The organism is Gordonia sp. NB41Y (assembly GCF_030718915.1).
In the GTDB taxonomy this organism is placed as follows: domain Bacteria; phylum Actinomycetota; class Actinomycetes; order Mycobacteriales; family Mycobacteriaceae; genus Gordonia; species Gordonia desulfuricans.
This window is the reverse complement of record NZ_CP132196.1, coordinates 25,785-51,802: the sequence shown is the minus strand read 5'-3', so window position 1 is coordinate 51,802 and position 26,018 is coordinate 25,785. Positions and strand designations below refer to the sequence as shown.

The following is a 26,018-nucleotide window of genomic DNA, read 5'->3' as shown; positions in this document are numbered from 1 at the left end:
TGTCCATCGACACAAGCGCTCACACGTGTGCGTCGCCAAGCTCGCCAACGTGACCATCTCGGAGGTGGTCACCACTCGGCGCATGCTGCGGAGATTTCGACTCGGGTCCTCGCGATGCTCGGTCCCGGCTCAATCATCAAGCCGCAGTCGATGGCTCACTCAGCGCTATGGCTTCTTGCTTGATCACCCAGTGCCGCAGGATGGTTGAGCCGATGAGGGGCGGAGCGACGACACCATGAACACACAATCTCAATCAGCCACCGCCAGTTGGTGGTTGAGCCGATGAGGAGCGTAGCGACGAGGCGTGTCGAAACCTCAGACAGCCGAGCTCGCCAACGCGACCACCTCGGAGGTCGAGGTGGTCACCTCCCGGCGCATGCTGCGGAGATTTCGACACGGGTCCTCGCTCCGCTCGGTCCCGGCTCAATCAGCAATGGGGCCCGGCTCAATCATCGTTGAGACTTCTTGCTCGATCACCCAGTGCTGCACGGTGGTTGAGCCGACGAGGAGCGCAGCGACGAGGCGAGTCGAAACCTCAGACGGCCGAACTCGGAACGTAGCCACCACGAACGCAGACAGCGCTCCGACAGCTCAGAGCCCCATCCCTTCCAGGATCTCGACCAGGCGGGTTTCGATCGGCCCGACGGGGGTGATGACTTCCCGGATGGGGAGTCTCATCTGTGTGTCTGTCGGGTCGGGGTTCGGGGTGATGTCGATGGGCGGTTCGATGTGGATGGGTGGGTCGAACACCTTGATCACCAGGGCATCGTCGTCGATCATGACGAACCCGTCGTCGGTGGTGCTGTCGAGAGTCACCGTGGCGGACTGGCCGGCCTCGGTGGTGGTGGTGGTGGTTTCGGTGCCGTGGATTTCGGCACGGACTTGTGCCAGGTGTTCCACATACTGTTGCCCGACATCCGGCAACCGGTTCACCTGTTTCTCGTTCTGGGGTTGGCCGGGTTTCGCATTGCGTTGCCACCAGGTGCGGCCCTCATCCGGACCCGACCTGATTTTCCCGGTGGTGTACTGGCCGGGTTGATCACCGACCATCCGGTGATGGGTGGGACAGGCCGGTGCCAACTCGATGATGTCGGTGCGGCCGCCGTCGGCGAAGTCGTTGACCGCGTGATGGATTTCGACGTGTGCCGCGGCCCGATCGCATCCGGGTGCCGAACAGTGATGGCCGTCGGGGGCGGAAAACAACATCAATCGTTGATGTTTGGTGGCTATCCGTTTCGCTTGCCCGAAGTAGAGGGGGATGGCGGTGTGGTTTTTGAACACCGACAAATACATTTGGGCGTCGGCGGCAAGATCCACCAGGTCTGGCATGGGGATGAGGGTTCCGGTCGCGGTGATGGCGTATCCGGCTTCGCGGATCAGGTCGTTGACATCGGTTTTGACGATCAGCTGGATCGGCACACCCATGTTGGTTTTGCCGAGCATCCCGTCGGCGAGCACGGCAGTCAGCAGGGCGTTGACCGCATCATGGTTGCGTTGGGGTTGGGTACGCATGTCTTTGACCGCCGCACCCTCCAAACCGTTGGGGTCGACGATCTCGGCGGTGCGACTGTCCCCGTTCAGGCCGTTCGGTGTGTCGGGGTTGTTGACGCCGTGTTTGCCCCAGGCGGCGAAGAGTGTTTCGAGTCGGGCGCGCAGGATGGGGTCGACGTAGCCGGTCAGTTTGGACATGCCGTCGGCGCCTTGTTTGCCGAGGGTGATTCCGCGTCGACGATCCCGGTCTTTCTTCTCGATCAACTCGCCGTCGGGGTCGATGTGGGCGATGATGCGGGAGCCGCAGGTGCCGAGTGCGGATGCCCCGAATTCGGTGGCGTGTCGGGCGAGGGTGCGTTCGGCGGCGATCTTCTCGTCGTAGGCGGCGGCGAGGGGGATTTTCTTGAGCCAGGACAGGGCGATGTCGATGTGGGTGGTGCCGGCGTCGCCGGAGGCGAATACTTTCGCGAGTTCGGGGTATTCGGGTTGGGTGGGTTCGCCGGTCAACGATCGTTCGGGTTGGACGCGGTCCATCCGTTCCAAACGGGCTTTGCAGTTGGAGGCGTGGAGTTCGGTGTCCATGAATGCGAAGATGGTGCGGTAGCCGCGGTCGCGGTGGATGTCTCGGTGGTTGATTTCGGTGATCACCCGGTCACTTTGGAAGGTCAACCGGTTCAACGATTTTTCGGTGGTTTTCGCGACGGTGATCAGGGTGTCGGCATCACTGGTGGTGAGGTCGGCGGTAGCGAGTAGATCCAACCCTTGCGTGATCAGGGCGACTGCTTGTGACACACGCGATTGGGGATCGGTTGTACCGGTGTCGTTGGTCATCGACGCTCACCCCCTGTCGCGTGAAGATCCTTCTATGATACAGGTGTTCGATGGTGTGTGCAATGGGTTTGGGGTGTAGGGTTTTCGGAGCTTGAATCCCCCGGGGTTTCGTGCCGCTTCCTTTTGAGTCAGGAAGGATGAGCACATGCCGAAGAACATTGATCCCGAGGTCAAGGCTCGTGCGTTACGGATGTTGGCCGAGCATGGCGGGGAGTACTCGTCGACGACGGCAGCAGCTGCAGCGATCGCGAAGAAACTCGGAGTGAGTAAAGAGACGGTGCGCCGGTGGGCGGTGCAGGCCGAGGTCGATGGGGGCCGGAGGCCCGGGGCCAGCAGTACCGAGCTCGCCGAGCTGAAGCGTTTGAAGGCCGAGAACAAGCGGTTGCGTGAGGACGTCGAGGTGTTGAAAGCGGCGACGTCTTTCTTCGTGGGGGAACTCGACCCCCGCAATCGATGATCATCAGCTTCATTGATGAGATGCGTACCAAAGGTGTTGCGGTCGAGTCGATCTGCCGAGTCCTGTCTGAGCAGGGCTGTCAGATCGCCGCACGCACCTATCGGGCCTGGCGGTCGCGTCGGCCTGCCGGACGCACCCATTCCGATGCGGTGACGGTGGACAGGATTCGTGATATCGCTTGGCGGACCGATGATCGTGGGCGGCGTCGGCTGACGCCCGAAGGGCTGTACGGGCGTGAGAAGATGCGTGCTCTGCTGCACCGGACGTGCCTGCCGGGGGTGTCTGTCGGATCGGTTGATCGGGCGATGAAGGTGTTGGAACTCAACGGTATTCGTCGTTGTACGAAGATTCGGACGACGATCCCTGCAGCGGGTGGGAAACGGGCTGGTGACTTGTTGAACCGGGAGTTCACCGCGCCGGCCCCGAACCGGGTGTGGGTCACCGATTTCACCTATGTGCGGACCTGGCGGGGTTGGGTGTATGTCGCGTTGATCCTCGATGTGTATTCCCGCAAGATCGTGGCGTGGCATGCGTCTACGTCGAAAACGGTTGAGCTGGTGATGATTCCGCTTCGGATGGCGCTCTCGGAGCGGGAGTGGGAAGGTCGGCCGGTGGTGGCGGGCGAGTTGATCCATCACAGTGATGCGGGTTCGCAATATACGTCGTCGGCCCTGACGGGCACGCTTGATCTGGAATCGATCACCGCGTCGATCGGATCGGTGGGCGACGCCTACGACAATGCGCTGATCGAGTCGACGAACGGCCTGTACAAGACCGAGTGCATCCAGACCACGGTGTTCCACGCTGGGCCCTACAAGGACCTCTCGGACGTCGAATACGCGACCCTGGGTTACGTCGACTGGTTCAACTCGACTCGGCTGCACGGGTCGATCGGCTTGGTCCCGCCCAACGAGTACGAGGCTGCCTACTATGCTGGGGTCACTACCAGCAGGTAGCCCACCAACGAGGTGGCACGAAACCTGGGGTGCTTCAGCTTGTTGCGGGAGTTTTGCGAGTTGGGTTCTGCTCGATCTGTTACGCCCAGTGGGTGGTTGTGTTGTTGGATGTGGTCGCCACTCGAGGTGGCCTGCGGAGATTTCGACACGGGTCCTCGCTCCGCTCGGTCCCGGCTCAATCATCAAATGGGGTCCCGGCTCAATCAGCCAATCAGCAAGTAGCGGTTGGTGGTTGAGCCGATGACGAGCGTAGCGACGAGACGTGTCGAAACCTCAGACAGCCGACGTCGGAAACGCGACCACTACGAAGTGGTCGGCTCCGACACCTACGATGTCGTCCACGTGAGGCCGGTCCAGAGCCCGACGAGTGCGTCGATGACGCTGCGACGGAGGTATCCCATGTCGAGTTCCGCGGTTACGCCGCCCTCACGTAATGCGTACTTCGCGTCGGCGTACAGGACCACCTCCGACGAGGTCTGACGAAGGATGAAGTAATACCGTGTGTCGGGGTCGCTGTCGATCCACCGTCCGATCACCCGACCGGGCGTTCCCAACACGGACTTCGAGCTGGGGTTGCCCCGTTTGGTGGTCGTGTGGATCGGAACGATGTGGACGCCCTCGGAGTACAGCGGCTCCAGCCCGGAGTCGACGTTCTGCCGGAAGACCTCGACAGTGAGCCCGGACCCTTCCTCGACGCCCAGTTCCAGCGCGAGAGCCTCGGCATGATCGATGGCGTCGTCAGGTATGTCCGTGTTCGCGCGGACCGCGGCCAGGTACACACGCTGCGGTCGCTGGTAGGCGATCCTGCCGGCGTCCGACGGATCGTCCGCGGTCGATGAGGCCCGGACCGGGTCCACGTCGATCGCGTCATCTCCGGTCGACGCGACATCGGCCGATCCGGTGTCCGCGGAGCTGACCTCGGACGAGGCGGGGCGAGTCACGTCCGTGTCCATGGTCTCCGCGATGTCGTCGGCTTCGGTGGTCCCGTCGACCTCGGTGACGGCGGTCGACACATCGCCGTTCGTGGTGTCGGTGTTCGCCGAGTCGGCTTCCACCGGCACCGTGGTGCCGTCGTACCGAGCACAGAGCCGGGTCAGCGCCGCCGAGCCCAACTTGGTGGCCGACGTCTTCCAGCCGGCGAAGGTCGCTCGCGCCTGCTCGACTAGCTCGGTGGAATCGGTGACGAGGGCGGCCTCGTGCAGGATGCTGGCCGAGTGTTGCGTGGCATCTGCCGAACCGACGACCAGGAATGGCTCCGGCCCCGAATCGCTTTGGGCCAGAATCATCTTGGCGTGGAGGTGGGGGAGGGAGTAGATACTGACGCCTGCGCGATACCAGCGCAGCAGCGTGTGCGGGTTCGTCATGTGCGCGTCGACCGCATGCTCGGACGCATCGACGATCAGCGTCGAGCCGGAAGTCAGCGGCAACTGCACATCGCCGGTGTATCCGACGTAGGCGACGGCCGCGGTCACATGCCCCGGCCACTTCTGTAGGACCGGAGTCAACGACTCCCATACCGAATCGGTTACCAGACTTACCGTGCGTTCTGACGTCAGGCCGAGGGTGTCGAGCATTCTCACCGGCGAAATACTATCGGTTTCAACTATCGCCGCCCACAGGTACCACCTGTCTGTTCGGCAACCGGCGTCCGAACAGTCGTGTCACACCGTCGCCCGGGCGGCATGTGCGACTGCGGTCACATCGAACGGTCCCGGTCCCAGGGCCTCCCGGCAGGCGGCACGCAGTTGTTCACGTTCGGCCGGCGCGAGTGCTGCCACGGCCTCGCCGATCGGACCGACAGCGTGCAGGTAGGGCTCCCACCATTCATCGAAGGTGTTGTGTCGCACCCGGACCACGAGTTCGGTGTCGGTGACGTCGGTCAACCCGATGTCGTCGAGCATCGATGCGATCTCTCCGGGGGCGCCGCCGGGCATGTGCGTCTCGTCCACCAAAGACAGACCCAACACGTCGTACGCCGTCCACACCGGAGCCATCGGCGCTCGACCACCAGCAAGGTCCCAGACCGTCGCCGCGATCCGCCCACCGGGCCGCGTCACGCGAGCCATCTCGGTCAGGCCCGCCCGCGGATTGGGCATGAAGCTGACGACGAGATTGGCACCGACGACGTCGAAGGTGTCATCGGCATAGGGCAGTGCATCGGCCTTCGCCTGCCGGACGTCGACGTCGGGGAGGGCGGCACGACATGCGGCGACGAACAATGACGACGGGTCGACGGCGCTGACGTTGCGTGGGCCCAGCCGCCTGGCGAGTACTGCGGCCCACGCGCCGGGTCCACAACCGACGTCGAGGGCTCGCTGCCCAGGGCTGATCGGCAACCAGTCGGTGAAGGTCTGCGCCAACGGCTGCGAGTAGCGACCCATGAAGTTGTCGTAGGCGTCGCCCGCGACATCGAAGCTCACGGTTCTGACGCTACGCCGACCGGGCGCAGGTGACCACAGATCTGGCGGAGTGGATCGCCGGTCGACAACCATTCCGGCACAGGTTTCACGGGGATGCCGCCGACGGCCCGTACATACCGGATGATCCACAGCCGAGAAACGGGCAAGTGCGACAAGGCTTTTACATCACCGAAAACCCGTTGCTCGCGTCGACGGGCGGTCCGTACAGTCCGGATTCATGAATAGTTGTGCGCTGGTTCTCGGTGGCGGCGGATCGGGCGGGAACGCCTGGGAGATCGGTGTCCTCGCGGGACTCGAGGATGCCGGAGTAGATGTGACCGACGCCGACCTGATCATCGGGACGTCGGCGGGTTCCACCACCGCTGCCCAGATCACCGGCGCGAGACCGGCGCAGCTGTTCGCCGACATCCGTGACACCCCGCAGCCCACGGTCAGTCGTGGCGGTTCCGGGGCCGGCCGAACCCACGTCGCCGACCAGATGGCGCGAACCGCCGCCATCATCGCCGACGCCCACGACCCCGCCGACATGCGCCGACGGATGGGTGCGGCCGCACTGGCCCTCACCCCGGATGCCCCGCCGGCCGGTCGTCCGTCCTGGCGAGACATCGTCGCGTCCAGGCTGCCGAGCCTCGAGTGGCCCGATCGCGACGTCCAGATCTGGCCGTCGACGCCGAGACGGGCGAGCCGGTCGTCTTCGACCGACGCAGTGGTGTCGACCTCGCCGATGCCGTGGCCGCGAGCTGCGCCAGCGGGGAGCCGCACCGCATAGCGCAACGGCATTTCATCGACGGTGGCTACCGATCGAACGAGAATGCCGATCTGGCAACCGGATTCGAGCATGTCCTGGTGCTCTCACCGTTCGGTGGCCGGTTCCGGACTCCGGCGGAGTGGGGGATGAACCTCGCAGCGCAGGTGGACACGCTCCGCTCCGCCGGTGGCGAGGTCGAGACGATCTTCCCGGATGCCGACTCGGTGACCGCGTTCGGCGCCAACATGATGGATCTGCGAATCAGGCCACGAGCGGCACAAGCGGGCTACCATCAGGGCGCCGCACTGGCCGTGCAGACCAAGGACTTCTGGCACTGACACCGGATGGCCCGGGCCGCACCGCCGATGGCAGCGTCGATCACGACCTCCCAACCCTGGCCGAACCTGTCTAACACCTGTAAGGTACGCATGTCGGTTTTGCGTACTGAAAGGGACCCAAGGTGCACACAGGCCCTGCCCCCGCACGGCGCACGCCGTCCTCCATCGCCCGCCGCGCCGGCGGCGGAGAATCCGTCGAGGCCCTGGTCATCATCGCGATCGTCACCATCCTGGTGACCCGTGCCTATCTCCAGGCCACCGGATATCCGCAGATCGGTGGCGGCACCCTGCACATCGCCCACGCCCTGTGGGGCGGAGCCGGCATGGTGATCGCACTGGTGGTCTCGCTGTCGTTGCTGGGCACCGGACCACGCACCTTCTCGGTGGTCCTCGGCGGAATCGGATTCGGCCTGTTCCTCGACGAGGTCGGCAAGTTCGTCACCAAGACCAACGACTACTTCTACAGCCCGGCGGTGTCGATCATGTACGTCGTCGTGGTGGTGATCCTGGTGCTCAACCGCCTCGTGCTCGACGTCGCCGGGCAATCGGGTTCGGCCGCGCTTGCGGGCGCAGCGGGGATCGCCGCCGACGGCATGCTGAGCGGTCTCACCCCCACCCAACGCACCCGTGCCCAGAAGCTCCTGACCGCATCCCGGGACGGTGCACCGGCCGCCGATGTCGCCGGCATCGAGGCCATCATCGCCTCGTGCCCGGTTCGGCCACCGAGCCGTCGGGACCGGATCGCGCTGTGGCTGAAGGCCCATCCCTGGGTCGATCTCGGTGGGTCGCGCGCAACAGTGATCGCCGCAGTCGTCCTGACACTGTTCTCGTTCGCCGGGGTGATCAGCGCGCTCGTCACCATCTCGGATGATCTCGACGCCGGATCGCAGACCGGCATCACCCCCGTCGGGCAGCTGGTCGGGTCCGCGGTGGCAGCAGTCCTGTGCCTCGTCGCCGTGCTGCGCCTGCGGGATGGAACCGTGGCACCCGTGCGACTGCTGCGGGCGGCCGCCCTCGTGACCATGCTGCTGACCGAGGTGTTCGACTTCGTCGAGGAGGAGTTCGGGGCACTGATCAACGTGGCCATCGGACTGCTGGCCCTCGCCGTCTTCACCTCTCGGATCCGTCGCCTACAGAATCCCGTGGTGAGCGATGACGCGCCGGATGCCGACGACGAGCGTGGCGCGCTGCCCACCACCGAGGTGCATGCGTGACCGTTCTCGCGATCACCCTCTCGCTGATCGCCGCCTTCCTGTTCGCCATCGCATCGGTTCTGCAAGCCAAGGGCACACAAGGCCTTTCCGACGACGAGGCGCTCGGCGCGGGCTTCTTGTTCACCCTGGCGAGACGCAAGACGTGGGTGGCCGGGCTCGTCGCCGACATCCTCGCCTTCATCGTGCAGGCCGCCGCGCTCGCCGTCGGCAGCCTCATGCTCGTGCAGCCACTACTCGTCACGACGCTGCTGTTCGCCCTGCCCCTTGCGGCGATGACCGCGCGCCGCAGATTGACTGCCCGTGAATGGTCCTGGGCCGGGGCCCTGTCGATCTCGCTCGTCGTGTTCATCGCACTCGGCCAGCCGTCCGAGGGCATCGAGCATCCGCCGTTCAGTGCCTGGGGCGTCCCGCTGGCCGTCGTCATCCCGGTCGTCGCGGTATGCGTGATCGTCGGTTCCCGGCTGCCGCACGGCACCTGGCGCTCACTGACCCTCGCTGTTGCCGCCGGTGTACTCCTCGGCATCTCGGCACCGCTCACCAAGACCGGGATCGCCGCATTCGACGACGGACTCCTCGCCGGTGCCCGCAGCTGGGAGTTCTGGGCGATGGCGGTCACCGCCACCCTCGGCACCCTCTGGCAGCAGTCGAGCTATCAGGCCGGTGACGTGCAGACCAGCCTACCGACGGTCACCGTCCTCAAGCCGATCATCGCCATGGCCCTGGGATTGACGATCTATCAGGAAACCCTGGGGATCGACAGCACCGGCGACATCCTCGTCATCGTCGCACTGTCGGTGATGATCCTCGCGACCATCATGCTCGGTCGCCTGTCGGCACCCGAATCCGATCCCGACCCCACACCACAGCGATCGGCCACCGTGGAGGTAGCGCGATGACCACGTCGACCCCGAACGAACCGGTACCCGACACCCCGCAGAAACTCCCGCCACCGCCGGCTCATGACGGCGGGCCGGCCCTGTTCATCCTGACCCTGGTGGTCATGACGGTCTCCCTCGGCATCGGCTATTCGGCCAGCCTCGGCAAGGCTTCGGTCCTCGGCGCCATGGTCGGATTGTTCTGTGTGATGGCGACATTCGGCGGCTCCCTGGGGTCGGACCTGCGCCGCCTGGCATGGCTTGCGCCGCTGACCGTCTTCGCGGCATGCGTTCCCCGCGCCCTGGGGAACTGGAACAGCTTCGCCGGCGTCCTCGTCCTGATCCTCGTCATCTTCGGGCTGTCGCTGTTCCCTGCGGTCATCCCCAAGTTCCGGCTCCTCGGACTCGGGGTCGGCTATGCAGCCGTCGCCGGCTATGGAATCGCGCTGCCCGCAGGAACATCCGAGCTCCACATCGTCATGGCCGTCCTGCTCGGACTCGCCATCGCAGTGGCCGTGCGCGTGCTCGCCGGCATCTCCGATCCCACCAAGCCGACCCGCGTGGCCGTGGCGACACCGTTGCGCACCAGCGATTTCACGACCGTCGACATCATCCGGAGCTGGATGGTCGACCGCCCGTCCACCTGGACGACGACGGTGCTCACCGAGTCGCTTCGGTTCCGCCGCGCGGTGGATCTGCTTCGCGCACAGGCCGCCCGGCCGACCACACAGACCCCCGAGAAGCTGGGGATCGCGGCGGCTCTGACCGCAGTGACCGCCGACGCCGCCGCTGTCGCCGATCTCGTCGAGGCGCACCACCCCGACGGCCATCCCCACACGAAACAGGATTCCGCCGACGATTCGTCCTCCCGGCCGGCTCTGACCGACAATCCGACGATTCCCGACGACCCCCGGCTGACCCCTGCATCGCGAGCACTCGTCGCCACGGCCGAGGGGCACCTGGACACGATCCGGCAGGCGGCCACCAACCGGGACACGACACCGCTACCCCAGGTGAAGGAGCTCCGCTCGGCATTCCTGCGTGCACGGGTCACCGCCGCCATCCGACCGGATTCACCTGAGCTGCACCAGGGTCTGGCCAAGGCGGTCGGCATTCTCGCGGCCTGGGGGACCGGCCTGCAGGTGGCACAGCCGTTCTTCGCCAACACCTTCTTCAACGCCGTGGTGTCCATGCTGCAGCCGACGTGGACCGAGACGTTGCGGCGCATCGGGTACCGGCTTCTCGGATGTGCGATCGCCATCGTGCTGGTGGTACTCGCCGCGGTCTGGTTACCCGAAGCGATGATGGCGCTGATCGCCGTCATCGGGCTGTTCGCCCTGACCTGGTTCATGTTCTCGCACCCGATCGTGTCCAACGCGGGCGGTGTGGCGATGACCGTCGCCCTGACCGCAACCACCCGCCATCTGGATCCGCTCTCGACCCTGGTGCACGTCATCCTGATGCTGCTCGTCGCCGGGGTGATCGTGCTCCTGGTCAGCCTCCCGTCGGTCCTGCGATCACGACGCACCACCGTCCAGGACGCGCTCTCGAGCGCCAACGACAGGTTGCTGGAGCTGCTGTCGGAGATCGAGACCGACGACGAACCCGATGACTCGACCCGGTTCGGCATCTTCGTCCGGGCGACGGAGATCAGCGATCAGCTGCGGGGCAGCGGTGCGGCGATGGCGCCGGAGCAGCGGGCTCGCGTGGAATCGGCCGCCGACATCATCGACATGCTGACCCTGGTGACCGTGATCTACCGCGACCGCACGCCCACGGGCACCGCATTCCGCGACACCATCACCCGCACCCGCGAGATCCTCGGCGGGCCCACATCGCGGTCACGCGCGCTCGCCCACGACGATTCGACCGCCGACGGCGTGGACATCCGAATCGTCCGGTGTGCACGCGAATTGGTGCGGCTCCGGGCGACCGCCTACGAGTGATGCGGTGGGGCGGGTGATGAGGTGAGGCGGGGGAGTCGGATCGCGCCGCCGAGAGGGAACCGCAAGGCAGAGCGGTTGACGCCGGAACAACACACACGCAGGAGGAGAGCTCCCCGGGAGACCGCGGAGTGTGCCGTCCGGCGTCGTCCCGGTCCGCCAGTCACCGGTGGTGGTGCTGTGCGACATGGTCGGTGGCCGGATCGGAATCCCCGGTGCCCGACTTGTCGAAGGTCACATCGATCTCCTCGAATCCCTTGCTGCGCTGGGCTCGTGCCTGCGCGGTGTAGGCGGCCTCGTCGCCCGGGGTGAGCACGACGTTGTCGGTGAACGGGGTGAGCAGTGATCGTGGGTAGAGCTTGTCGACCCGCACCACATTGCACTCGAGACACACCACGACGAGCACCGCAGCAAGGTAGAGGAAGGCGAGGAGTCCGAGCACCATCGCGAACACCCCGTACGCGTCACTCGCCCTGGCGATGACGCGTAGCACGTAGACACTGCCGAAGGTCTGTAGCGCCTGCCACCCGAGCGCAGCCCCGAAGGCACCGGGAAAGACATCCCGTGTGCTCACCGGACGGCTCGTGCCGATCCGGAAGGCGACGATGAAGATCCCGGTGTTGAGAACGACCGATCCCACGATGGTCAGTGCCGTGCTGGCCGATCCCAGATCGGACGCCGCGACGACACCGTTGAGCACGGTGAGCCCGATGACCGCGACACCGACCGTCGACAGCAGTCCGGCTCCCCGGATGCGTACGCGAATCGGATTGGGCCTGTTGTTCCGCGGCACGGCCCACACGATGTTCATGGCGTTCTGCATGGCCACCGCCACACCGAGCGCACCGTAGACCGCACTCACCACACCGATGGTCACCGCCATCACGCTGCCGGTGATCTCGCCGGGTACCTCGAGTTGAGAACCGATGACCGGGATCTGCGCGAGCGCCGAGTCGACGATCCGCTGCTGGAGTTCGGGATCGTCGTGCAGCACGAAGCCCAGTATCGAGGCGAAGACCAGCAGCAGCGGGAACAGCGAGATGAACGCATAGTAGGTGATGAGCGCCGCGAGGTAGCCGCCCTGATCGTCGAAGAACTTGTAGGCCACGGCCAACGGATACCCGGTCGCCGGATGGCGTCGCTGGAAGTCGTTGACGCGTTCGGAGAACGACACCAGCGCTCCTTCCCGTGAACCGCTCCACGCCACCTGCCGAGCTGACGATCGGTCGCTCGGTCCCCGAGTCTATCCGGAGCGGTTGTCCGTTTCCCGGCGGGCGGCGGTGGTGTGGCCTCGGCACCGACCAGGTGTGCGCCCTGGTCACCAGGGGCCGTGCCGGGAAACACCCTCACACCCACCGGGTTCTCGGGCCGCGGCAAGTAGGCTGGCTCGCGGCCGATCGATGTCGAGGAACCGGGGTCGCGATGATGCAGGACCGTCCATGGCTGGCTTCGTACGGACCGGGGGTTCCCGCCGACGTCAGCGTGCCAGACAAGCGGATCACCGATCTGCTAATCGAGGCAGTGGCGCGGGACGGCGATGTGATCGCCGTCGACTTCTTCGGCGCCACAACCAGTTACACCGAGCTGGCCACCCTCGCCGGACGCGGCGCACATACGTTGGGGAAGCTGGGCGTGCAACCGGGCGACGCCGTGTCACTGGTGCTGCCCAACAGCACCTCACATGTTGCGGCCTTCCACGCGGTGCTGGCGTGCGGTGCGACCGTCGTCGAACACAATCCGACCTACACCGTCGCCGAACTCCACGACCAGCTGGTGACGACCGGGTCGGTTGTCGTGCTGTGCTGGCGCAACCGGGTCCTCGACCTGCGTGAGGCCGCGATCGGAACCGCGGTGCGCGAGGTCATCTCGGTGGACGTCGCCGACGACCTTCCGTGGACCGCACGGCTGGCCTTGCGCCTTCCTGTGGCCGCGGCACGCACGAAGCGCCGGGCGTTGACCGGCGCCGACACCGGCGATGCCCACGACTGGCGACGCCTGGTTGCCGCGGCGGCACCGCAACCGCTGTCGGCGGTCGGACAGTCGTCGGACACCGCACTGATCATGTTCACCGGCGGCACCACCGGATTCCCCAAGGCAGCCACCCTGACGCATCGCAATCTGGTCGCCAACGCAACCCAGGGAAGAGCGTGGGCGGGCTTCGGCACCGGCTCCGATGTGGTCTACGGGATGCTCCCGTTCTTCCACGCCTTCGGCATGATGTTCTGCCTCGTCCTGCCCCCGCTGATCGGTGCCACCCTGGTGGCCTTCCCCAATTTCGATCCCGCCGCGGTCATCGCGGCACAGCGCCGGCGCCCGGCCTCGTTCGTCCCGGGGGTGGCGCCCATGTTCGACCGGCTGCTCGACGCGGCCGGAGACACCGCACTCACCTCCATCCGAGTGGCCTTCAGCGGTGCCATGCCGCTGTCACCGGCTGTCGCCGAACGGTGGGAGCGCGCCACCGGGGGCCTGCTGATCGAGGGCTACGGCATGACCGAGTGCGCGCCGATCGCGCTGGGCAATCCCTGCTCGGAGCGACGCCGGCGTGGTGCCCTCGGGATCCCGTTCCCCAACACCGAGATCAAGGTGGTCGACGCCGAGGACCGCACCGTCGAGGTCACACCTGACGCCGACGGTGTGCGCCACGGTGAGCTGTGTGTGCGGGGTCCGCAGGTGTTCGCCGGCTACCTCGGTCAGCCCGAGGCGACGGCGGAGACCGTGGACGCCGAGGGCTGGTTGTACACCGGGGATGTCGTCGACGTCGATCGCGACGGGTTCGCGGTGCTCGTGGACCGGGTCAAGGAGCTGATCCTGGTCGGCGGATTCAATGTGTTCCCATCCGTGGTCGAAAGCCACCTCCGGCAGATGCCCGGGGTCGCCGACATCGCCGTCGTCGGGATTCCCCGTGGCGACGGAACCGATGAGGAAGTCCTCGCGGCCATCGTGGTCGAGGAGAACACGCCGGCCCCGACGCTGGCCGAGGTCCGGGAGTTCGGTTCGCAACGCCTTCCCGGTTACGCCATCCCGCGGCGTCTGGAGGTGCTCGACGACCTTCCGGTCAACATGATCGGCAAGACCCTGCGACGAAGCGTGCGGGCGGCCTACCTCGAGCGCCACCGGGCCTGACCGGCCGGCCGGCCGCCGAGATCGCTCCTGCCGCATCCCTTGTCGCCGACAGGGCCCGCACACCCCGTGTCTGGAGACCGCTGATCGAATGGGAATCCGTCCCGGCCGGGGCTGTTGTCGAGCCCTCGGCCGAGACCATGCCCGAGTGGTGGGCCACCGCATACGAGTAGGCGGGCCCACCGGCGGGGTCACCGTCAGCGCGGTGACATGGTGGAGATAGATTGCACCGCTGAGAGGGGGCCGCATGGCAGAGAGGTTGACGCCGGAAGAACGCAAGCGCAGGATCGTCGCCGCCACCCGATCGATGATCGAGGAGTCCGGCCCCGCCGATGTCACCTTGCGGTCGGTGGCCCGACGCTGCGGGATGTCCGCGCCGGGCGTCAAACACCACTTCCCGTCGATGACCGATCTGTTCACCGCCGTCCTCGAGCAGTGGAACAACGACGAGGTGGCCGCGGTGGAGCGCATCGTCGCCGAGTACGGCGACGATCTCACGTTGCCCGATCTGGCCGATTCGCTGGTTCGGCACTTCGCCGGGATGAAGGAGGTGACGAGCAACTTCGACCTGCTCGAGGCCTATGCGATGGCGCCGGACCATCCCGCCCACGAGGCCTATCAACAGTTCAGCATCCGTCCGCTGCCGATCACCTGGCACCTGGTGGTCCGCGACTACGAGAACCCCGAGGCGGTCCTGCGGATGCTGAGTCTCGTCGTCGACGGACTGCGTTTCCGGTGGCTGCACGATCCGAAGACCGTGGACCACTGGGGCGACTGGATGGCCATCCGGGACACCTTGTTCTCCAGCTTCACCCCCAAGTCCGGGGATTCCCGGAACCGAGACCGGCCGGATCTGCCGGATCAGTAGGACGCACGTCCACCCGAGGCGTCGTACACCGCGCCGGTCGAGAAGCTGACCGCCGGGGAGGTCAGCCAGCAGATCAGTTCGGCGATCTCCTCCGGCCGGCCGATCCGGGCCATCGGGGTCAATGATCGCGACCGCTCCAGGATCGCGGGATCGGTGTCGGAGTTCATCGGGCTCGCCACCGCGGCCGGGGCGACCGCGTTCACCAGCACGCCGGTGGTGGCCAGTTCCTTCCCGAGCGACTTGGTCAGTGCGATCACCGCCGCCTTCGACGCCGAATAGGCACTCTGGCAGGGATTTCCGTCTTTTGCGGCAATACTCGCAAGATTGACGATCCGCCCCCACCCGTCATCACACATCGCCGGGGCGAAGGCGCGGCACATCAGGAAGGTGCCGTCGGCGTTCACCGCGAAGGTCCGCCGCCACGCGGCGAGGTCGGTGTCCACCAGCGCCGTCGACGGACCGACGATCCCGGCACTGTTCACCAGGATGTTCACCGCACCGACCCGTTCGCGCAGTGCGGCAACGGATTCCGGATCACTGACATCCACCTGGACGTCGGCATCGGCGCTGATGTCCGCGGTGATCACCTCGATCCCGTCGGATCGCAATCGTGCTGCGGTCGCCGCCCCGATCCCGCTGATGCCGCCTGTCACGAGTGCCCGTCGAGTCATGTTCATGTGCCTTCCGTACCTGGTTCAAGATCAGATCGGATATAATCCGAGAAATCTAAGTAGCATTGCGACTATATGCGCACGCTCGGCGTCATCGAAAGGCGGACATGGAGATCCGATGGTTGCAGGCGTTCATCGCCGTTGCCGAAGAGCTGCATTTCGGGCGTGCGGCGACCAGGCTGCAGATGGCGCAATCACCCCTGAGTCAGACCATTCGCAAACTCGAACGCGACCTCGGCGTGGAACTGTTCGAACGCAACACCAGATCGGTGGCACTGACGGCGGCCGGGCGCGCATTCCTACCGCATGCCCGCGCGGTTCTCAGCGAGGTCGAGCGGGCCCGGCAGGCGACCAAGGAATCCGTCGGAGCCATCTACGGCCGGATCACCTTGGGGTTCACCGGCGTGCTGAACCATCTCTCCTTGCCGCCGCTGACCCGCGCGGTGCGCGACACCTACCCCGACATCGAACTGGACCTGGTCGGTCGGGTGATGACCCGGGACGCCGTGGAACAGCTCGACAGCGGTTCCCTCGACATCGCATTCGTCGGCCTCCCGGTGGACGCCGCACACATCCGCACCCGCCTGATCGCATCGGAACCGTTCGGGATCGTCGTCCCCTCCGACCATCGCCTGGCCGACGCGGGGGTGGTCGACCTGGCGGACCTGGCCGACGAGGAGTTCGTCAGCACCCCCCGCACCTCCGGATCGGCGCTGCGGGAGAGCGCCGATCGCGCATGTCTCGACGCCGGGTTCCGCCCTCGGATCACGCAGGAGATCACCGATCCCTACATGATCCTCATGCTGGTGGCGGCCGGCGTCGGCGTCGCGCTGATGACCGAGGGGATCGCCGACGTGATCCCGCCGGGGGCGACCTACATCCGCCTTCCCGGCGGGTCGGTGCGGATGGACCACGGGATCGCATGGTCGGCGAAGCCGGTACGGTCATCGGTGGCCCGCGACGCCGTGCTGGACCTGGCCGAGCAGATACTGCCCACCCCGCACGACGATGAGGTCACCGCCCGGCCGGCACCAACTGAGTAGGATTTCTACACAGTCCAAGACCAATTCAGTGTTGGACAGTCTTAGGTGGGCCGCCGCACACTGTGTTCACCGATGGGATTGCAGTCACATCCCCGGTGGAGGGAGATCCAATGGCGACCACATCGACGCCACCTCGAGCCACGGCGCCGCAGACCAAGCCCCAGGCCGGACGCGCCGCGCTGTCCGGATTCGTCGGCAGCACGCTCGAATACTATGACTTTTTCATCTACGGCTCGGCAGCGGCACTGGTCTTCGGCCACGTGTTCTTCCCGGGCGGAGCCACCTCGACGCTGCTGTCCATCGGCACGCTCGGCGTCGCCTACGTGGCCCGCCCGATGGGCGCCGTCCTGTTCGGACATCTCGGCGACAAACTCGGCCGACGCAACACCCTGATCATGTGCCTGGCGCTCATGGGCGCGTCCACATTCCTGATCGGCTGCCTGCCGACCTACGGTCAGATCGGCGCGTTTGCCCCGGTACTTCTGGTGATACTGCGTCTGCTGCAAGGCCTTTCGGCCGGCGGCGAGTCGCCCGGATCGGCATCACTGTCGGTGGAGCACGCACCGGACAACCGCCGGTCGTTCTTCGCCAGCTTCACCATGAGCGGCATCATGTTCGGCATCGTGCTCTCGAGCCTGGTGTTCATCCCGGTGGCGTCGCTGCCCGACGAGCATCTGTACACCTGGGGATGGCGAATCCCGTTCTGGGTCAGCATCGTGATGACCGGCGTCGCGTTCTGGGTTCGCCGACGCCTCGACGAGCCCGAGGTGTTCACCGAGAGCAAGCTGGCCAACGAGACCGACGGGGTACCGATCGTCGTGCTCATGCGCGAACACTGGGCCGCCGTCGTCCGGATCATGTTCAGTTCCACGTTCGCCATGATGAACACGATCATCAACGTCTTCGCCCTGGCCTACGCCACCGAACACAACGGTTTCGATCGCACCACGATGCTGCTGTCGATCGCCGCCGCCAACATGGGCGCGGTGATCACCCAGCCCCTCTACGGCCTCCTGGCCGACCGCATCGGCCGTAAACCGGTGTTCATCACCGGCGTACTCGGTTGTGGCGTCATGGTTTTCGTGTACTTCTCGGCCATCGGGTCCGGCAGCGCACCGCTGGTCTTCCTCAGCGGCACCATTCTGCTCGGTGTCTTCTATGCCGCACCCAACGGCACGTACATGGCGGCGTTCCCCGAACAGTTCCCCGCGTCGGTGCGCTTCAGCGGCATGGCGATCGGCCTGATGCTGGGCCTGCTCGTCGCGGGTTTCACCCCGGCCGTCGCCCAGGCGATGACCGCCGGCGACTCCAGCAACTGGATGCCCGTGGCGTGGATGTGCATGGGATTCGCGGTCTTGGCCGCCGTCGCGTTCGCCACCGGTCCCGAGACCTACCGGACACCGACAGCAGAGCTCGGTCAGCGCAAGCGGTGACCGTTCCCGCGTTCAGCTCGCTGCCGGTTCACACCCGGCCCACATACGCCCGGCCTGCACCCACAGCCTGCACCCACCCAGCCCATACACCGCCGGCCCCGAGCCCGCCCGCCAAAGCCCGCAACCCCGAGCCTGCCCGTTCCCAGGTACACCGAACACCCGCACCAGCCCACGGAGGACACCATGAGCGGTCCGCAGCACCGCATCGGACTGATCGGTTCCGACATCTCCGGTTCTCTCTCGCCACTGCTCCACGAGACCGAGGCGCGAGAACTGGGGATGCGCGACCACAGCTACGAGACGATCGACATCGCCGCACGCCATCTCGCCGCGGATGCAGCCGCGGTTCTGGTGAGAACCGCTGTCGCCGAGGGATTCACCGGGTTCAACGTGACCCATCCGTGTAAGCAGACGGTGATGTCGGGCCTCGACGAGGTCGACGAGCATGCCGCCACCATCGGTGCGGTCAACACGGTCACCGTTCGCGACGGGCGACTGACCGGACACAACACCGACGAATCCGGGTTCCGCGCAGCACTGGACATGGTTCTGTCCGGTGACGAGCTGGGCAGGGTGGTGATGTTCGGTGCCGGCGGGGCCGGGTCGGCCGTCGCCCACGCCCTGATCAACGCCGGTGTTTGCGGGCTGACCATCGTCGACGTCGACTCGGCTCGGGCCGCCTCGCTGGCCGGCCGGATCAACGCCTCGGGAACCGTCGCCGTCGGAGCCACGATGGGGGAGGCCGCCGGCCACGTCCGCCACGCCGACGGGGTGGTCAACGCCACGCCGATCGGGATGGACGGGCACCCCGGAACGCCGTTCGACGTCACGCTGCTCACCGGCCGCCAGTGGGTCGCCGACATCGTCTACCGGCCGGCCGTCACCGAATTGCACTCGGCAGCCCGGGATCTGGGGTGTCGCACGGTCGACGGGGCACAGATGCTGGTGGAGCAGGCCGCCGACAGCTTCGCCCTGATCACCGGCGTCCAACCCGACCGATCCCGCATGCGCCGACATCTCGCACAGACGCTTGCCGGCCGCACTCGCGCCCAGCCCGCCGGCATGCACTCGTGACCAGGAGGCACGATGACCATCACTGACACCCAGTCCAACCCGCACACCCGGTCCGACCCGAGCATCCCGACCACAGCCGGCATCCCGACCTTCGCCACACCCCTGACCATCGGTGCCGCCGTCCTGCGCAACAGGTTCGTCTCGGCACCCATGGAGCGCAACTACGGCACCGTCGACGGCCTGCTGACGCGCGAGTACATCGACTACATCGTGCGTCGCGCACGAGGCGGAGCGGCACTGATCTTCACCGAGGCCTCGTATGTGCGGGCCGACGGCAAGGGCCGGATCCGGCAGCTCGGCGTCGACACCGACGAGTGCATCCCCGGGCTGACCACCCTCGCGCACGAGGTGCACGAGCACGGTGCGCTGCTCGGCGTCGAGCTCAACCACGGTGGCCGTACCGCACAGGGTTCGGTCAGCGGGTTCGTCCCGGTCGCGCCGTCGCCGATTCCCTGCGAGGTGGTCGGCGGCCAGATGCCCGAGCAACTCGACGCCGACGACATCGAGCACATCATCGAGTGTTTCGCCGACGCCGCCGAACGGTGCCACACGGCCGGTGTGGACGTCATCTCGTTGCACGGCGGGCACGGCTACCTCATCCACCAGTTCCTGTCACCGGCCTACAACCATCGCAGCGACGAGTGGGCCGAACCCACACTGTTCGTCAACCGGGTGATCGGCGCGGTCCGCGACCGTGTCCCGGATATGACTCTGGGCCTGCGGTTCTCGGCCTTCGAGGGCAGCGCCGGAGGCCTCACCGCCGAGCAGACGCGCGAGCGGATGGCCGACGTGGCGACCGACAAGCTCGACTTCCTCGACGTCTCGGCGGGCAACTACGAAGCGGGCCAGTGGATCATCCAGCCCGGAGAGTGGGAGCGCGGCCTGCTGCGCGACCACGCCGATCCGTACGCCCGCGAATTCGACATCCCGGTCGGAGTCGCCGGACGGATCAGCTCACCGGAGACGGCCGAGGCGATCCTCACGTCCGGAAAGGCCGACTTCCTCAGTATGGCCCGCACCCTGCACGCCGATCCCGACTTCCCGAACCGGGCCATCGCCGGCGAGCGGTACCGCCCGTGCATCGCCTGCAACTTCTGCATCGACTCGTTGGCCGCGGGGCCGATCCCGTGCACGGTGAACCCGTGGGTGGGACGAGAGGCGGCCGAACCCGAACCGTCGGTCCGGCCGATCCGTGTGGCCGTGGTCGGCGGTGGGATGGCCGGCCTCGGTGCGGCACGCGAGCTGGCCCGACTCGGCCACCACGTCGACATGTACGAGCAGCGCGAGTACCTCGGTGGCGACTTCGCGCTCGCCGCACGGCTGCGCGAGTACCCGGAGTACCGCCGGATCATCGACTGGTACCTGGCCGAGATCGAGGTGCTCGACATCTCGTGTCACACCGGTGTTCGGGTCGATGCCACCACCTTCGGGGTCTCGCGTCCGGACGCGATCGTGCTGGCCACCGGCGCCGACGGCCACGCCCCGGATCTCGACGTCGCCGACCGCACGGTGCGCGATGTGCGCGACTTCCTGCGCAGTGGCGATCGGGCTCCCGCGGCGGTCACGATCTATGGCGCAGACCGTGAGGCCGCGGCGGTCGCCGACGACCTCCTCGCCCACGGCACCCGCGTGGTGATGATCGGTCCGCAGGAGACCATCGCCCACGACGTCGGCCGCCGGGCCAAGATCGTGCTGCTTCCCCGTCTCGCCGCCGATCCGAATCTCACCGCACACCTCGCCGCCCGGGTCACCTCGGTGCGCGAGGGCAAGGTCCAGATCACCGACGCCGACGGGCAACGGTGGGTCGACGCACCGGGTGAACTGCTGGTGTCGCAGGGGATCGAACCCTCGAGTGAACTTCTCGTCCAGCTCCGTTCGGTGTCGCCACCGCTCGGAGTGCACGCGATCGGCGACGCCGGGCGGGACGGCGGATCGGTGCAGGCCGCACTGGTCACCGCCGTCGACATCGCCCGTGAGATCGACTTCCGAGCCGGAGAGGCGGCCAGCGCATGACCACAGAAACAGAATCAGCGGATCCGACATCCCGGCCCGGACGATCGCCGGGCACCGACCTGCGCGCATCCATTCCGTCCATCGGGCTGGGGACGTGGCCACTGGTGGGTGACGACGCCGAGAACGCCGTGCGACGCGCGATCGACATCGGCTACCGCCACATCGACACCGCTACGGTCTACGGCAACGAGGACGCCGTCGGCCGGGCCGTGGTGGGCACCGATGTACCGCGTGACGAGTTGTTCGTCACCTCGAAACTCCATGGTCCCGAACATATCTCGGGTGACATCCGCGGTGCGGTGGAACGCAGCCTGGACCGGATGGGACTCGACTACCTGGACATGTACCTCATCCACTGGCCATTGCCGCGGTTCGATCGGTACGTCGAGGCCTTCGACGGCCTGCTGCAGTGCCGCGAGGCCGGACTGATCCGGCACGCCGGGGTGTCGAACTTCCTCGGCAAGCATCTGCGCCGGGTGGCCGAATCAGTGGGCGAGGCACCGGAACTCGATCAGATCCAGATGGATCCGACGCTGTGCCGCATCCCGGTCCGTCAGGTCGCCGACGAACTCGGCGTCGCGGTCTCGGCGTGGAGTCCACTGGGCCGCGGCGATGCCCTCGATCATCCGGTGGTCGTCGAGATCGCCGCCGAGCGCGGATACACACCGGCGCAGATCATCCTGGCGTGGCACCTGGGTCAGGGCGTCATCCCGGTGGCGCGCTCGGCCAGCCCCACCCGCCAGGCGGAGAACCTGGCGGCCGGCCAGATCGAGTTGAGTGCCGCCGAGATCGCCCGCCTCGACCGACTGGACCGTGGCGAGAGCGCGGCCCGCGACGTCGAGACCGAGGAGCACATCTGATGACGCTGCGTATCGCCATCATCGGTTGCGGCAAGGTCGCCGGAAACCACGCCCGTGCCTTGCGTCAGGTGGACGGGGTCGAGCTGATCGCCTGCTGTGACACCCAGATCGATCGCGCGCAGCGGTTCGCCGCCGACCACGGCATCCCCGGGGCCAGGGACAGCATCGACGCGGTGCTGGCGCTGCGGCCCGATGCCATCACGGTGTGTACGCCGCACCCGGCGCACGAGTCCGCGGTGGTCGCCGCCGCCGAGGCCGGTGTCCACGTGCTGTGCGAGAAGCCCATCGCCGTGGACCTCGCCGCGGCCGACCGGATGATCGCCGCCACCGAACGGGCCGGGGTGATCTTCGGCGTCGTCTTCCAGCGTCGGTTGTGGCCTGCCGCACAACGGATTCGGGCCGCCATCGACGACGGCAGGATCGGCACCCCCATCCTCGGTGAGGTGTCGGTGCTGTTGCACCGTCCCACCGGGTACTACGCATCCGACCCGTGGCGGGGCCGCTGGGACACCGATGGCGGGGGAGTGCTGATGACCCAGGCCATCCATCAGATCGATCTCCTCCAATGGTTCTGTGGCACTCCCGTTTCGGTGACCGGGTTCATCCGGACCCACACGCACGGAGAACACATCGAGACCGAGGACAGCGCCTCGGCGGTCGTCGCCTTCGAGTCCGGTGCCACCGCCACCATCACCGCGACCACCGCGTTGTCGCACAACCTCGGCAACCGGGTCACCGTCGTCGGCGCCGGCGGGGCGACCGGAAGTGTCCTGGAGTTCCCCGAGGGACACGAGGGCGTCACCGAACTGTGGACGGTCGAGGGAGAGGTGGAGTTCACCCCGGTGTTCCGCCCCGATGTCCCGGCCCACCAGGACATCGCCGACATCAACAGTCGGCTCACGCCATTTCACATATTGCAGATCCAGGACTTCGTCGACGCGGTCCGCGAGGGCCGCAGGCCGATGGTGACCGGAGCCGATGCCCGCACCTCGCTGGCCATCGTCACCGCGATCTACGAGTCCGCACGAACGGGCCGGCCAGTGGAGCCGGCCCGACAGGAAAGGGGAGTGCTCTCGTGACCGAGGAGCTCACCGGCAGAGAAGAATTCGACGTCGTCGTGATCGGCTCAGGGGCCGGCGGACTGTCGGCGGCGGTGACCGCGGCACACGAGGGTGCACGCGTCCTCGTCGTCGAGAAGTCGCCCGTGTGCGGCGGTGCCACCGCCTGGTCGGGCGGCTGGATGTGGACCCCGCGTCATCGGTTCGCCCGGGCAGCCGGTGTGCACGAGGACGTCGAGGCACCCAAGTCCTACCTGCGCGCCCGGCTGGGCGACAACTTCGACGAGCCGAAGGTCGACGCCTACCTGGCCGGGGCGCCGCAGATGGTGGACTTCTTCGAGGAGAAGACCGCCCTGCAGTTCACCCCGGGGGCCGGGGTCGCCGACATCCACGGAAGCAGCCCCGGTGCCGCCGACGGCCATCGCCAGGTCGGCCCCACGCCGGTGCGCCTGACCGAACTCGGGCCGGAGGTGGCCACGGTCCTGCGCCGTCAGATGTTCGAGACGTCGTTCCTCGGCATGGGCATCATGGCCGGCCCCGACCTGCAGGCATTCCTGCACTCCACGCGGTCGGTGCGGGCCTTCACCCACTGCGCCCGCCGGGTGACCCGGCACATGCTCGACCTCGCGGTGTACCGCCGAGGCCAGAGTCTGGTCAACGGCACCGCGCTGGTGGGTCGCCTCCTGCGGTCGGCCTTCGACGCCGGGGTGCAGATCAGGGTCGGCACGGCCGCGACCTCCTTGCTCACCGAGGACGGGCGGGTCACCGGCGTGCGTCTGGCCGGTCCGGGCGACAGCTACACCGTGGCGGCGCGACGCGGCGTCGTCCTGGCCACCGGCGGCTTCAGCCACGACGTCGACCTGCGCCGCGAGACCTTCGCCCGCACGCCGACCGGGCGTGAGCACTGGACGCTCCCACCTGCCGGGACCACGACCGGCGACGGTCTGCGTCTGGCCACCACGGTCGGCGGCCGGCTGGACGACTCGACCGCCTCGGCAGCGGCCTACTGCCCGGTGTCGCGGGTCCGTTATGTCACCGGACGGACCGGGGTGTTCCCGCATATCCTCGACCGCGGCAAGCCCGGCGTCATCGGCGTGGTCCGCAACGGTAGCCGATTTGTCAACGAGGCCAACGGTTATCACGACTACACGCTCGGCATGCTCGATGCGGTCGCCGAGGGCGACGAGGTGTGCTCGTGGCTGATCGCCGACGCCGCATACCTGCGCCGCTATCCGCTGGGCATCGCCAAACCGTTCCCGGTACCGCGGTTGAACCACCGGCTGTCGGGGTATCTCGTGAAGGGACGCACGCTCGCCGATCTCGCACGGCGCTGCGGGATCGATCCCCACGGCCTGGAGAAGACGGTGTCGATGTTCAACGAGGGTGCACGCCGGGGCGAGGACCCCGACTTCGGTCGAGGCACGTCGGTGTTCAACCGGGCATCCGGCGACCCCGATAATCCGTGGCCCAATCCCACCCTGGCGCCGATCGAGAAGGGACCGTTCTACGCGGTCAAGGTGGTGCCGGGAAGCTTCGGCACGTTCGCCGGTGTGGCCACCGACGAGCGTTCGCGGGTGCTCGATGCCGACGACGCACCCATCGACGGCCTGTACGCGGTCGGCGTCGACCAGGCCAGCGTCATGGGCGGCCACTATCCATCCGGTGGCATCAACATCGGGCCCGCCATGACCTTCGGCTACCTCACCGGAATCGAACTGGGACGGGCGGTGACCCGATGAGCGTCTCGTGGGGTCTGGCCGCGCTGACGGTTCTCGACGTCGAACCCTGTGACCACATCGGTCTGGCCGAGCGACACGGGTTCGACACACTCGGTCTGCGGCTGCTGCCCGCGGCGCCCGGCACCACCGCATATCCACTGCACACCGAGCCGGCTGCGCTGCGAAAGGTACTGGCCCGTCTGACGGACTCGCCCGTGGAGGTCTTCGATGTGGAGATCGTCCGTCTTGCAGAGGATTTCGCTGTCGAGAACTTCCGTCCGATGCTCGACACCGCAGCCCAGCTGGGCGCCCGGGCGGTCCTGGTGGCCGGCGACGACCCCGACCTGACCCGGCTTGCGGACTCGTATGCCGCACTGGCCGATCTGTGCGGCGGATACGGCATCGCGGCGAGCCTCGAGTTCATGCCGTGGACCGCGGTTCCCGACGCCGCCACCGCGCTGTCCATCGTGCGTCAGGCGGACGGGCCGGCACGATCGGTCCTGGTCGACACGTTGCACGCGGGTCGTTCGGCGACCACCCTCGACGATCTGAGGGGCATTCCGCACGAGTGGATTCACTACGCCCAACTGTGCGATGGGTCGGTGCCGACACCGTCCACCGACGCCGAGCTGATCCGCCAGGCACGAGAGGAGCGACTCGTACCGGGCGACGGCGGCCTCGACCTCTCCGGCATGCTGGGCGCCCTCCCGCCGGACACACCGATCAGCGTCGAATTGCCCAACGAACCGCAGCGGCAGGCGATGGGCACCGGGGCATGGCTCGATCGTCTGCTCGCGGCGTCGAAGTCGGTGGTGCAGAGCCGGGTGAACCCCGCGGTCTGAGATCGTCCTGCGCCCGCCCTGGCCAACCGCCACGGCGGGCGCAGT

General features: G+C 67.0%; 21 protein-coding genes and 1 other annotated feature. Of the genes, 16 read left to right on the top strand and 5 right to left on the bottom strand.

Annotated features, from left to right (window positions below; all coding sequences use genetic code 11):
- Positions 1–591: 591 nt before the first annotated feature.
- Positions 592–2,322, bottom strand: a complete 1,731-nt coding sequence (locus tag Q9K23_RS00240) for an HNH endonuclease signature motif containing protein (RefSeq protein ID WP_305950336.1) — start codon at positions 2,320–2,322, stop codon at positions 592–594.
- Between the two features lie 145 nt (positions 2,323–2,467).
- Between Q9K23_RS00240 and Q9K23_RS00235 the strand changes: the two genes are divergently transcribed.
- A protein-coding gene (locus Q9K23_RS00235) for an IS3 family transposase (RefSeq protein ID WP_305950335.1) occupies positions 2,468–3,735 on the top strand; the annotation gives its coding sequence in 2 pieces (ribosomal slippage) (positions 2,468–2,741 and positions 2,741–3,735; 1,269 coding nt in all).
- Positions 2,737–2,871, top strand: a sequence feature (AL1L pseudoknot). Its footprint overlaps the gene before it by 135 nt.
- A 326-nt stretch (positions 3,736–4,061) precedes the next feature.
- Here Q9K23_RS00235 and Q9K23_RS00230 read toward each other — a convergent pair.
- Both Q9K23_RS00230 and Q9K23_RS00225 read right to left on the bottom strand, forming a co-directional pair.
- Positions 4,062–5,309, bottom strand: a complete 1,248-nt coding sequence (locus Q9K23_RS00230; RefSeq protein WP_348533967.1) for a phospholipase D family protein — start codon at positions 5,307–5,309, stop codon at positions 4,062–4,064.
- Between the two features lie 87 nt (positions 5,310–5,396).
- Positions 5,397–6,155 (bottom strand): methyltransferase domain-containing protein, encoded by a 759-nt coding sequence (locus tag Q9K23_RS00225; RefSeq protein WP_020790395.1) that lies wholly within the window; start codon positions 6,153–6,155, stop codon positions 5,397–5,399.
- 217 nt (positions 6,156–6,372) lie between these two features.
- On the opposite strand from Q9K23_RS00225, the gene Q9K23_RS00220 reads away from it, so the two are divergent.
- The 5 genes from Q9K23_RS00220 to Q9K23_RS00200 all read left to right on the top strand — a co-directional run bounded on the left by Q9K23_RS00220 (position 6,373) and on the right by Q9K23_RS00200 (position 11,276).
- Positions 6,373–6,924, top strand: coding sequence for a patatin-like phospholipase family protein (locus Q9K23_RS00220; RefSeq protein WP_305950334.1), 552 nt, complete (start codon positions 6,373–6,375; stop codon positions 6,922–6,924).
- A gap of 77 nt (positions 6,925–7,001) precedes the next feature.
- On the top strand, positions 7,002–7,241 hold the full coding sequence (locus Q9K23_RS00215) for a hypothetical protein (RefSeq protein ID WP_261977672.1): 240 nt from the start codon (positions 7,002–7,004) through the stop codon (positions 7,239–7,241).
- A gap of 122 nt (positions 7,242–7,363) precedes the next feature.
- The gene (locus Q9K23_RS00210) at positions 7,364–8,455 is read left to right on the top strand and encodes a hypothetical protein (RefSeq protein WP_020791871.1); all 1,092 of its coding nucleotides are present in this window, start codon (positions 7,364–7,366) and stop codon (positions 8,453–8,455) included.
- Entirely contained in the window at positions 8,452–9,351 is a 900-nt protein-coding gene (locus Q9K23_RS00205; RefSeq protein WP_020791872.1) for a DMT family transporter, read from the top strand. The genes Q9K23_RS00210 and Q9K23_RS00205 overlap by 4 nt, the downstream gene beginning before the upstream one ends.
- The gene (locus Q9K23_RS00200) at positions 9,348–11,276 is read left to right on the top strand and encodes an FUSC family protein (protein ID WP_053776276.1); all 1,929 of its coding nucleotides are present in this window, start codon (positions 9,348–9,350) and stop codon (positions 11,274–11,276) included. The genes Q9K23_RS00205 and Q9K23_RS00200 overlap by 4 nt, the downstream gene beginning before the upstream one ends.
- 160 nt (positions 11,277–11,436) lie before the next feature.
- On the opposite strand, the gene Q9K23_RS00195 is transcribed toward Q9K23_RS00200, so the two are convergent.
- Positions 11,437–12,447 (bottom strand): YihY/virulence factor BrkB family protein, encoded by a 1,011-nt coding sequence (locus Q9K23_RS00195; protein WP_020789968.1) that lies wholly within the window; start codon positions 12,445–12,447, stop codon positions 11,437–11,439.
- 248 nt (positions 12,448–12,695) lie between these two features.
- Between Q9K23_RS00195 and Q9K23_RS00190 the strand changes: the two genes are divergently transcribed.
- Positions 12,696–14,396, top strand: coding sequence for an AMP-binding protein (locus Q9K23_RS00190; RefSeq protein ID WP_152972599.1), 1,701 nt, complete (start codon positions 12,696–12,698; stop codon positions 14,394–14,396).
- A gap of 244 nt (positions 14,397–14,640) precedes the next feature.
- Positions 14,641–15,261, top strand: a complete 621-nt coding sequence (locus Q9K23_RS00185) for a TetR/AcrR family transcriptional regulator (RefSeq protein WP_020789970.1) — start codon at positions 14,641–14,643, stop codon at positions 15,259–15,261.
- On the opposite strand, the gene Q9K23_RS00180 is transcribed toward Q9K23_RS00185, so the two are convergent.
- Positions 15,255–15,938: an SDR family NAD(P)-dependent oxidoreductase gene (locus Q9K23_RS00180; RefSeq protein WP_020789969.1), complete on the bottom strand. Its 684-nt coding sequence runs from the start codon at positions 15,936–15,938 to the stop codon at positions 15,255–15,257. The genes Q9K23_RS00185 and Q9K23_RS00180 overlap by 7 nt on opposite strands.
- A gap of 101 nt (positions 15,939–16,039) precedes the next feature.
- On the opposite strand from Q9K23_RS00180, the gene Q9K23_RS00175 reads away from it, so the two are divergent.
- The 8 genes from Q9K23_RS00175 (at position 16,040) to Q9K23_RS00140 (ending at position 25,973) form a co-directional block, all read left to right on the top strand.
- On the top strand, positions 16,040–16,975 hold the full coding sequence (locus tag Q9K23_RS00175; protein WP_020789966.1) for a LysR family transcriptional regulator: 936 nt from the start codon (positions 16,040–16,042) through the stop codon (positions 16,973–16,975).
- A gap of 110 nt (positions 16,976–17,085) precedes the next feature.
- Positions 17,086–18,408 carry an MFS transporter gene (locus Q9K23_RS00170; RefSeq protein WP_020789971.1) on the top strand — a complete coding sequence of 441 codons (1,323 nt, stop codon included), beginning with the start codon at positions 17,086–17,088 and terminating at the stop codon, positions 18,406–18,408.
- 183 nt (positions 18,409–18,591) lie between these two features.
- Positions 18,592–19,482, top strand: a complete 891-nt coding sequence (locus Q9K23_RS00165; RefSeq protein WP_053776277.1) for a shikimate dehydrogenase — start codon at positions 18,592–18,594, stop codon at positions 19,480–19,482.
- Between the two features lie 12 nt (positions 19,483–19,494).
- Positions 19,495–21,495, top strand: a complete 2,001-nt coding sequence (locus Q9K23_RS00160) for an FAD-dependent oxidoreductase (protein ID WP_082365697.1) — start codon at positions 19,495–19,497, stop codon at positions 21,493–21,495.
- Positions 21,492–22,355 carry an aldo/keto reductase gene (locus tag Q9K23_RS00155; RefSeq protein WP_082365698.1) on the top strand — a complete coding sequence of 288 codons (864 nt, stop codon included), beginning with the start codon at positions 21,492–21,494 and terminating at the stop codon, positions 22,353–22,355. Before Q9K23_RS00160 ends, Q9K23_RS00155 begins: the two co-directional genes overlap by 4 nt.
- Positions 22,355–23,434 (top strand): Gfo/Idh/MocA family oxidoreductase, encoded by a 1,080-nt coding sequence (locus Q9K23_RS00150; protein WP_053776278.1) that lies wholly within the window; start codon positions 22,355–22,357, stop codon positions 23,432–23,434. Before Q9K23_RS00155 ends, Q9K23_RS00150 begins: the two co-directional genes overlap by 1 nt.
- Positions 23,431–25,152 (top strand): FAD-dependent oxidoreductase, encoded by a 1,722-nt coding sequence (locus Q9K23_RS00145; RefSeq protein ID WP_053776279.1) that lies wholly within the window; start codon positions 23,431–23,433, stop codon positions 25,150–25,152. Before Q9K23_RS00150 ends, Q9K23_RS00145 begins: the two co-directional genes overlap by 4 nt.
- On the top strand, positions 25,149–25,973 hold the full coding sequence (locus Q9K23_RS00140; RefSeq protein ID WP_053776280.1) for a TIM barrel protein: 825 nt from the start codon (positions 25,149–25,151) through the stop codon (positions 25,971–25,973). Before Q9K23_RS00145 ends, Q9K23_RS00140 begins: the two co-directional genes overlap by 4 nt.
- Positions 25,974–26,018 lie beyond the last annotated feature (45 nt).

Excerpts from the sequence above, each read along its gene's own strand:
- Q9K23_RS00240 (WP_305950336.1), bottom strand. The coding sequence starts at position 2,322 with ATGACCAACGACACCGGTACAACCGATCCCCAATCGCGTGTGTCACAA.
- Q9K23_RS00190 (WP_152972599.1), top strand. The coding sequence starts at position 12,696 with ATGATGCAGGACCGTCCATGGCTGGCTTCGTACGGACCGGGGGTTCCC.
- Q9K23_RS00230 (WP_348533967.1), bottom strand. The coding sequence starts at position 5,309 with ATGCTCGACACCCTCGGCCTGACGTCAGAACGCACGGTAAGTCTGGTA.
- Q9K23_RS00155 (WP_082365698.1), top strand. The coding sequence starts at position 21,492 with ATGACCACAGAAACAGAATCAGCGGATCCGACATCCCGGCCCGGACGA.
- Q9K23_RS00220 (WP_305950334.1), top strand. The coding sequence starts at position 6,373 with ATGAATAGTTGTGCGCTGGTTCTCGGTGGCGGCGGATCGGGCGGGAAC.
- Q9K23_RS00140 (WP_053776280.1), top strand. The coding sequence starts at position 25,149 with ATGAGCGTCTCGTGGGGTCTGGCCGCGCTGACGGTTCTCGACGTCGAA.
- Q9K23_RS00200 (WP_053776276.1), top strand. The coding sequence starts at position 9,348 with ATGACCACGTCGACCCCGAACGAACCGGTACCCGACACCCCGCAGAAA.
- Q9K23_RS00165 (WP_053776277.1), top strand. The coding sequence starts at position 18,592 with ATGAGCGGTCCGCAGCACCGCATCGGACTGATCGGTTCCGACATCTCC.
- Q9K23_RS00160 (WP_082365697.1), top strand. The coding sequence starts at position 19,495 with ATGACCATCACTGACACCCAGTCCAACCCGCACACCCGGTCCGACCCG.
- Q9K23_RS00180 (WP_020789969.1), bottom strand. The coding sequence starts at position 15,938 with ATGAACATGACTCGACGGGCACTCGTGACAGGCGGCATCAGCGGGATC.
- Q9K23_RS00185 (WP_020789970.1), top strand. The coding sequence starts at position 14,641 with ATGGCAGAGAGGTTGACGCCGGAAGAACGCAAGCGCAGGATCGTCGCC.
- Q9K23_RS00170 (WP_020789971.1), top strand. The coding sequence starts at position 17,086 with ATGGCGACCACATCGACGCCACCTCGAGCCACGGCGCCGCAGACCAAG.
- Q9K23_RS00175 (WP_020789966.1), top strand. The coding sequence starts at position 16,040 with ATGGAGATCCGATGGTTGCAGGCGTTCATCGCCGTTGCCGAAGAGCTG.
- Q9K23_RS00150 (WP_053776278.1), top strand. The coding sequence starts at position 22,355 with ATGACGCTGCGTATCGCCATCATCGGTTGCGGCAAGGTCGCCGGAAAC.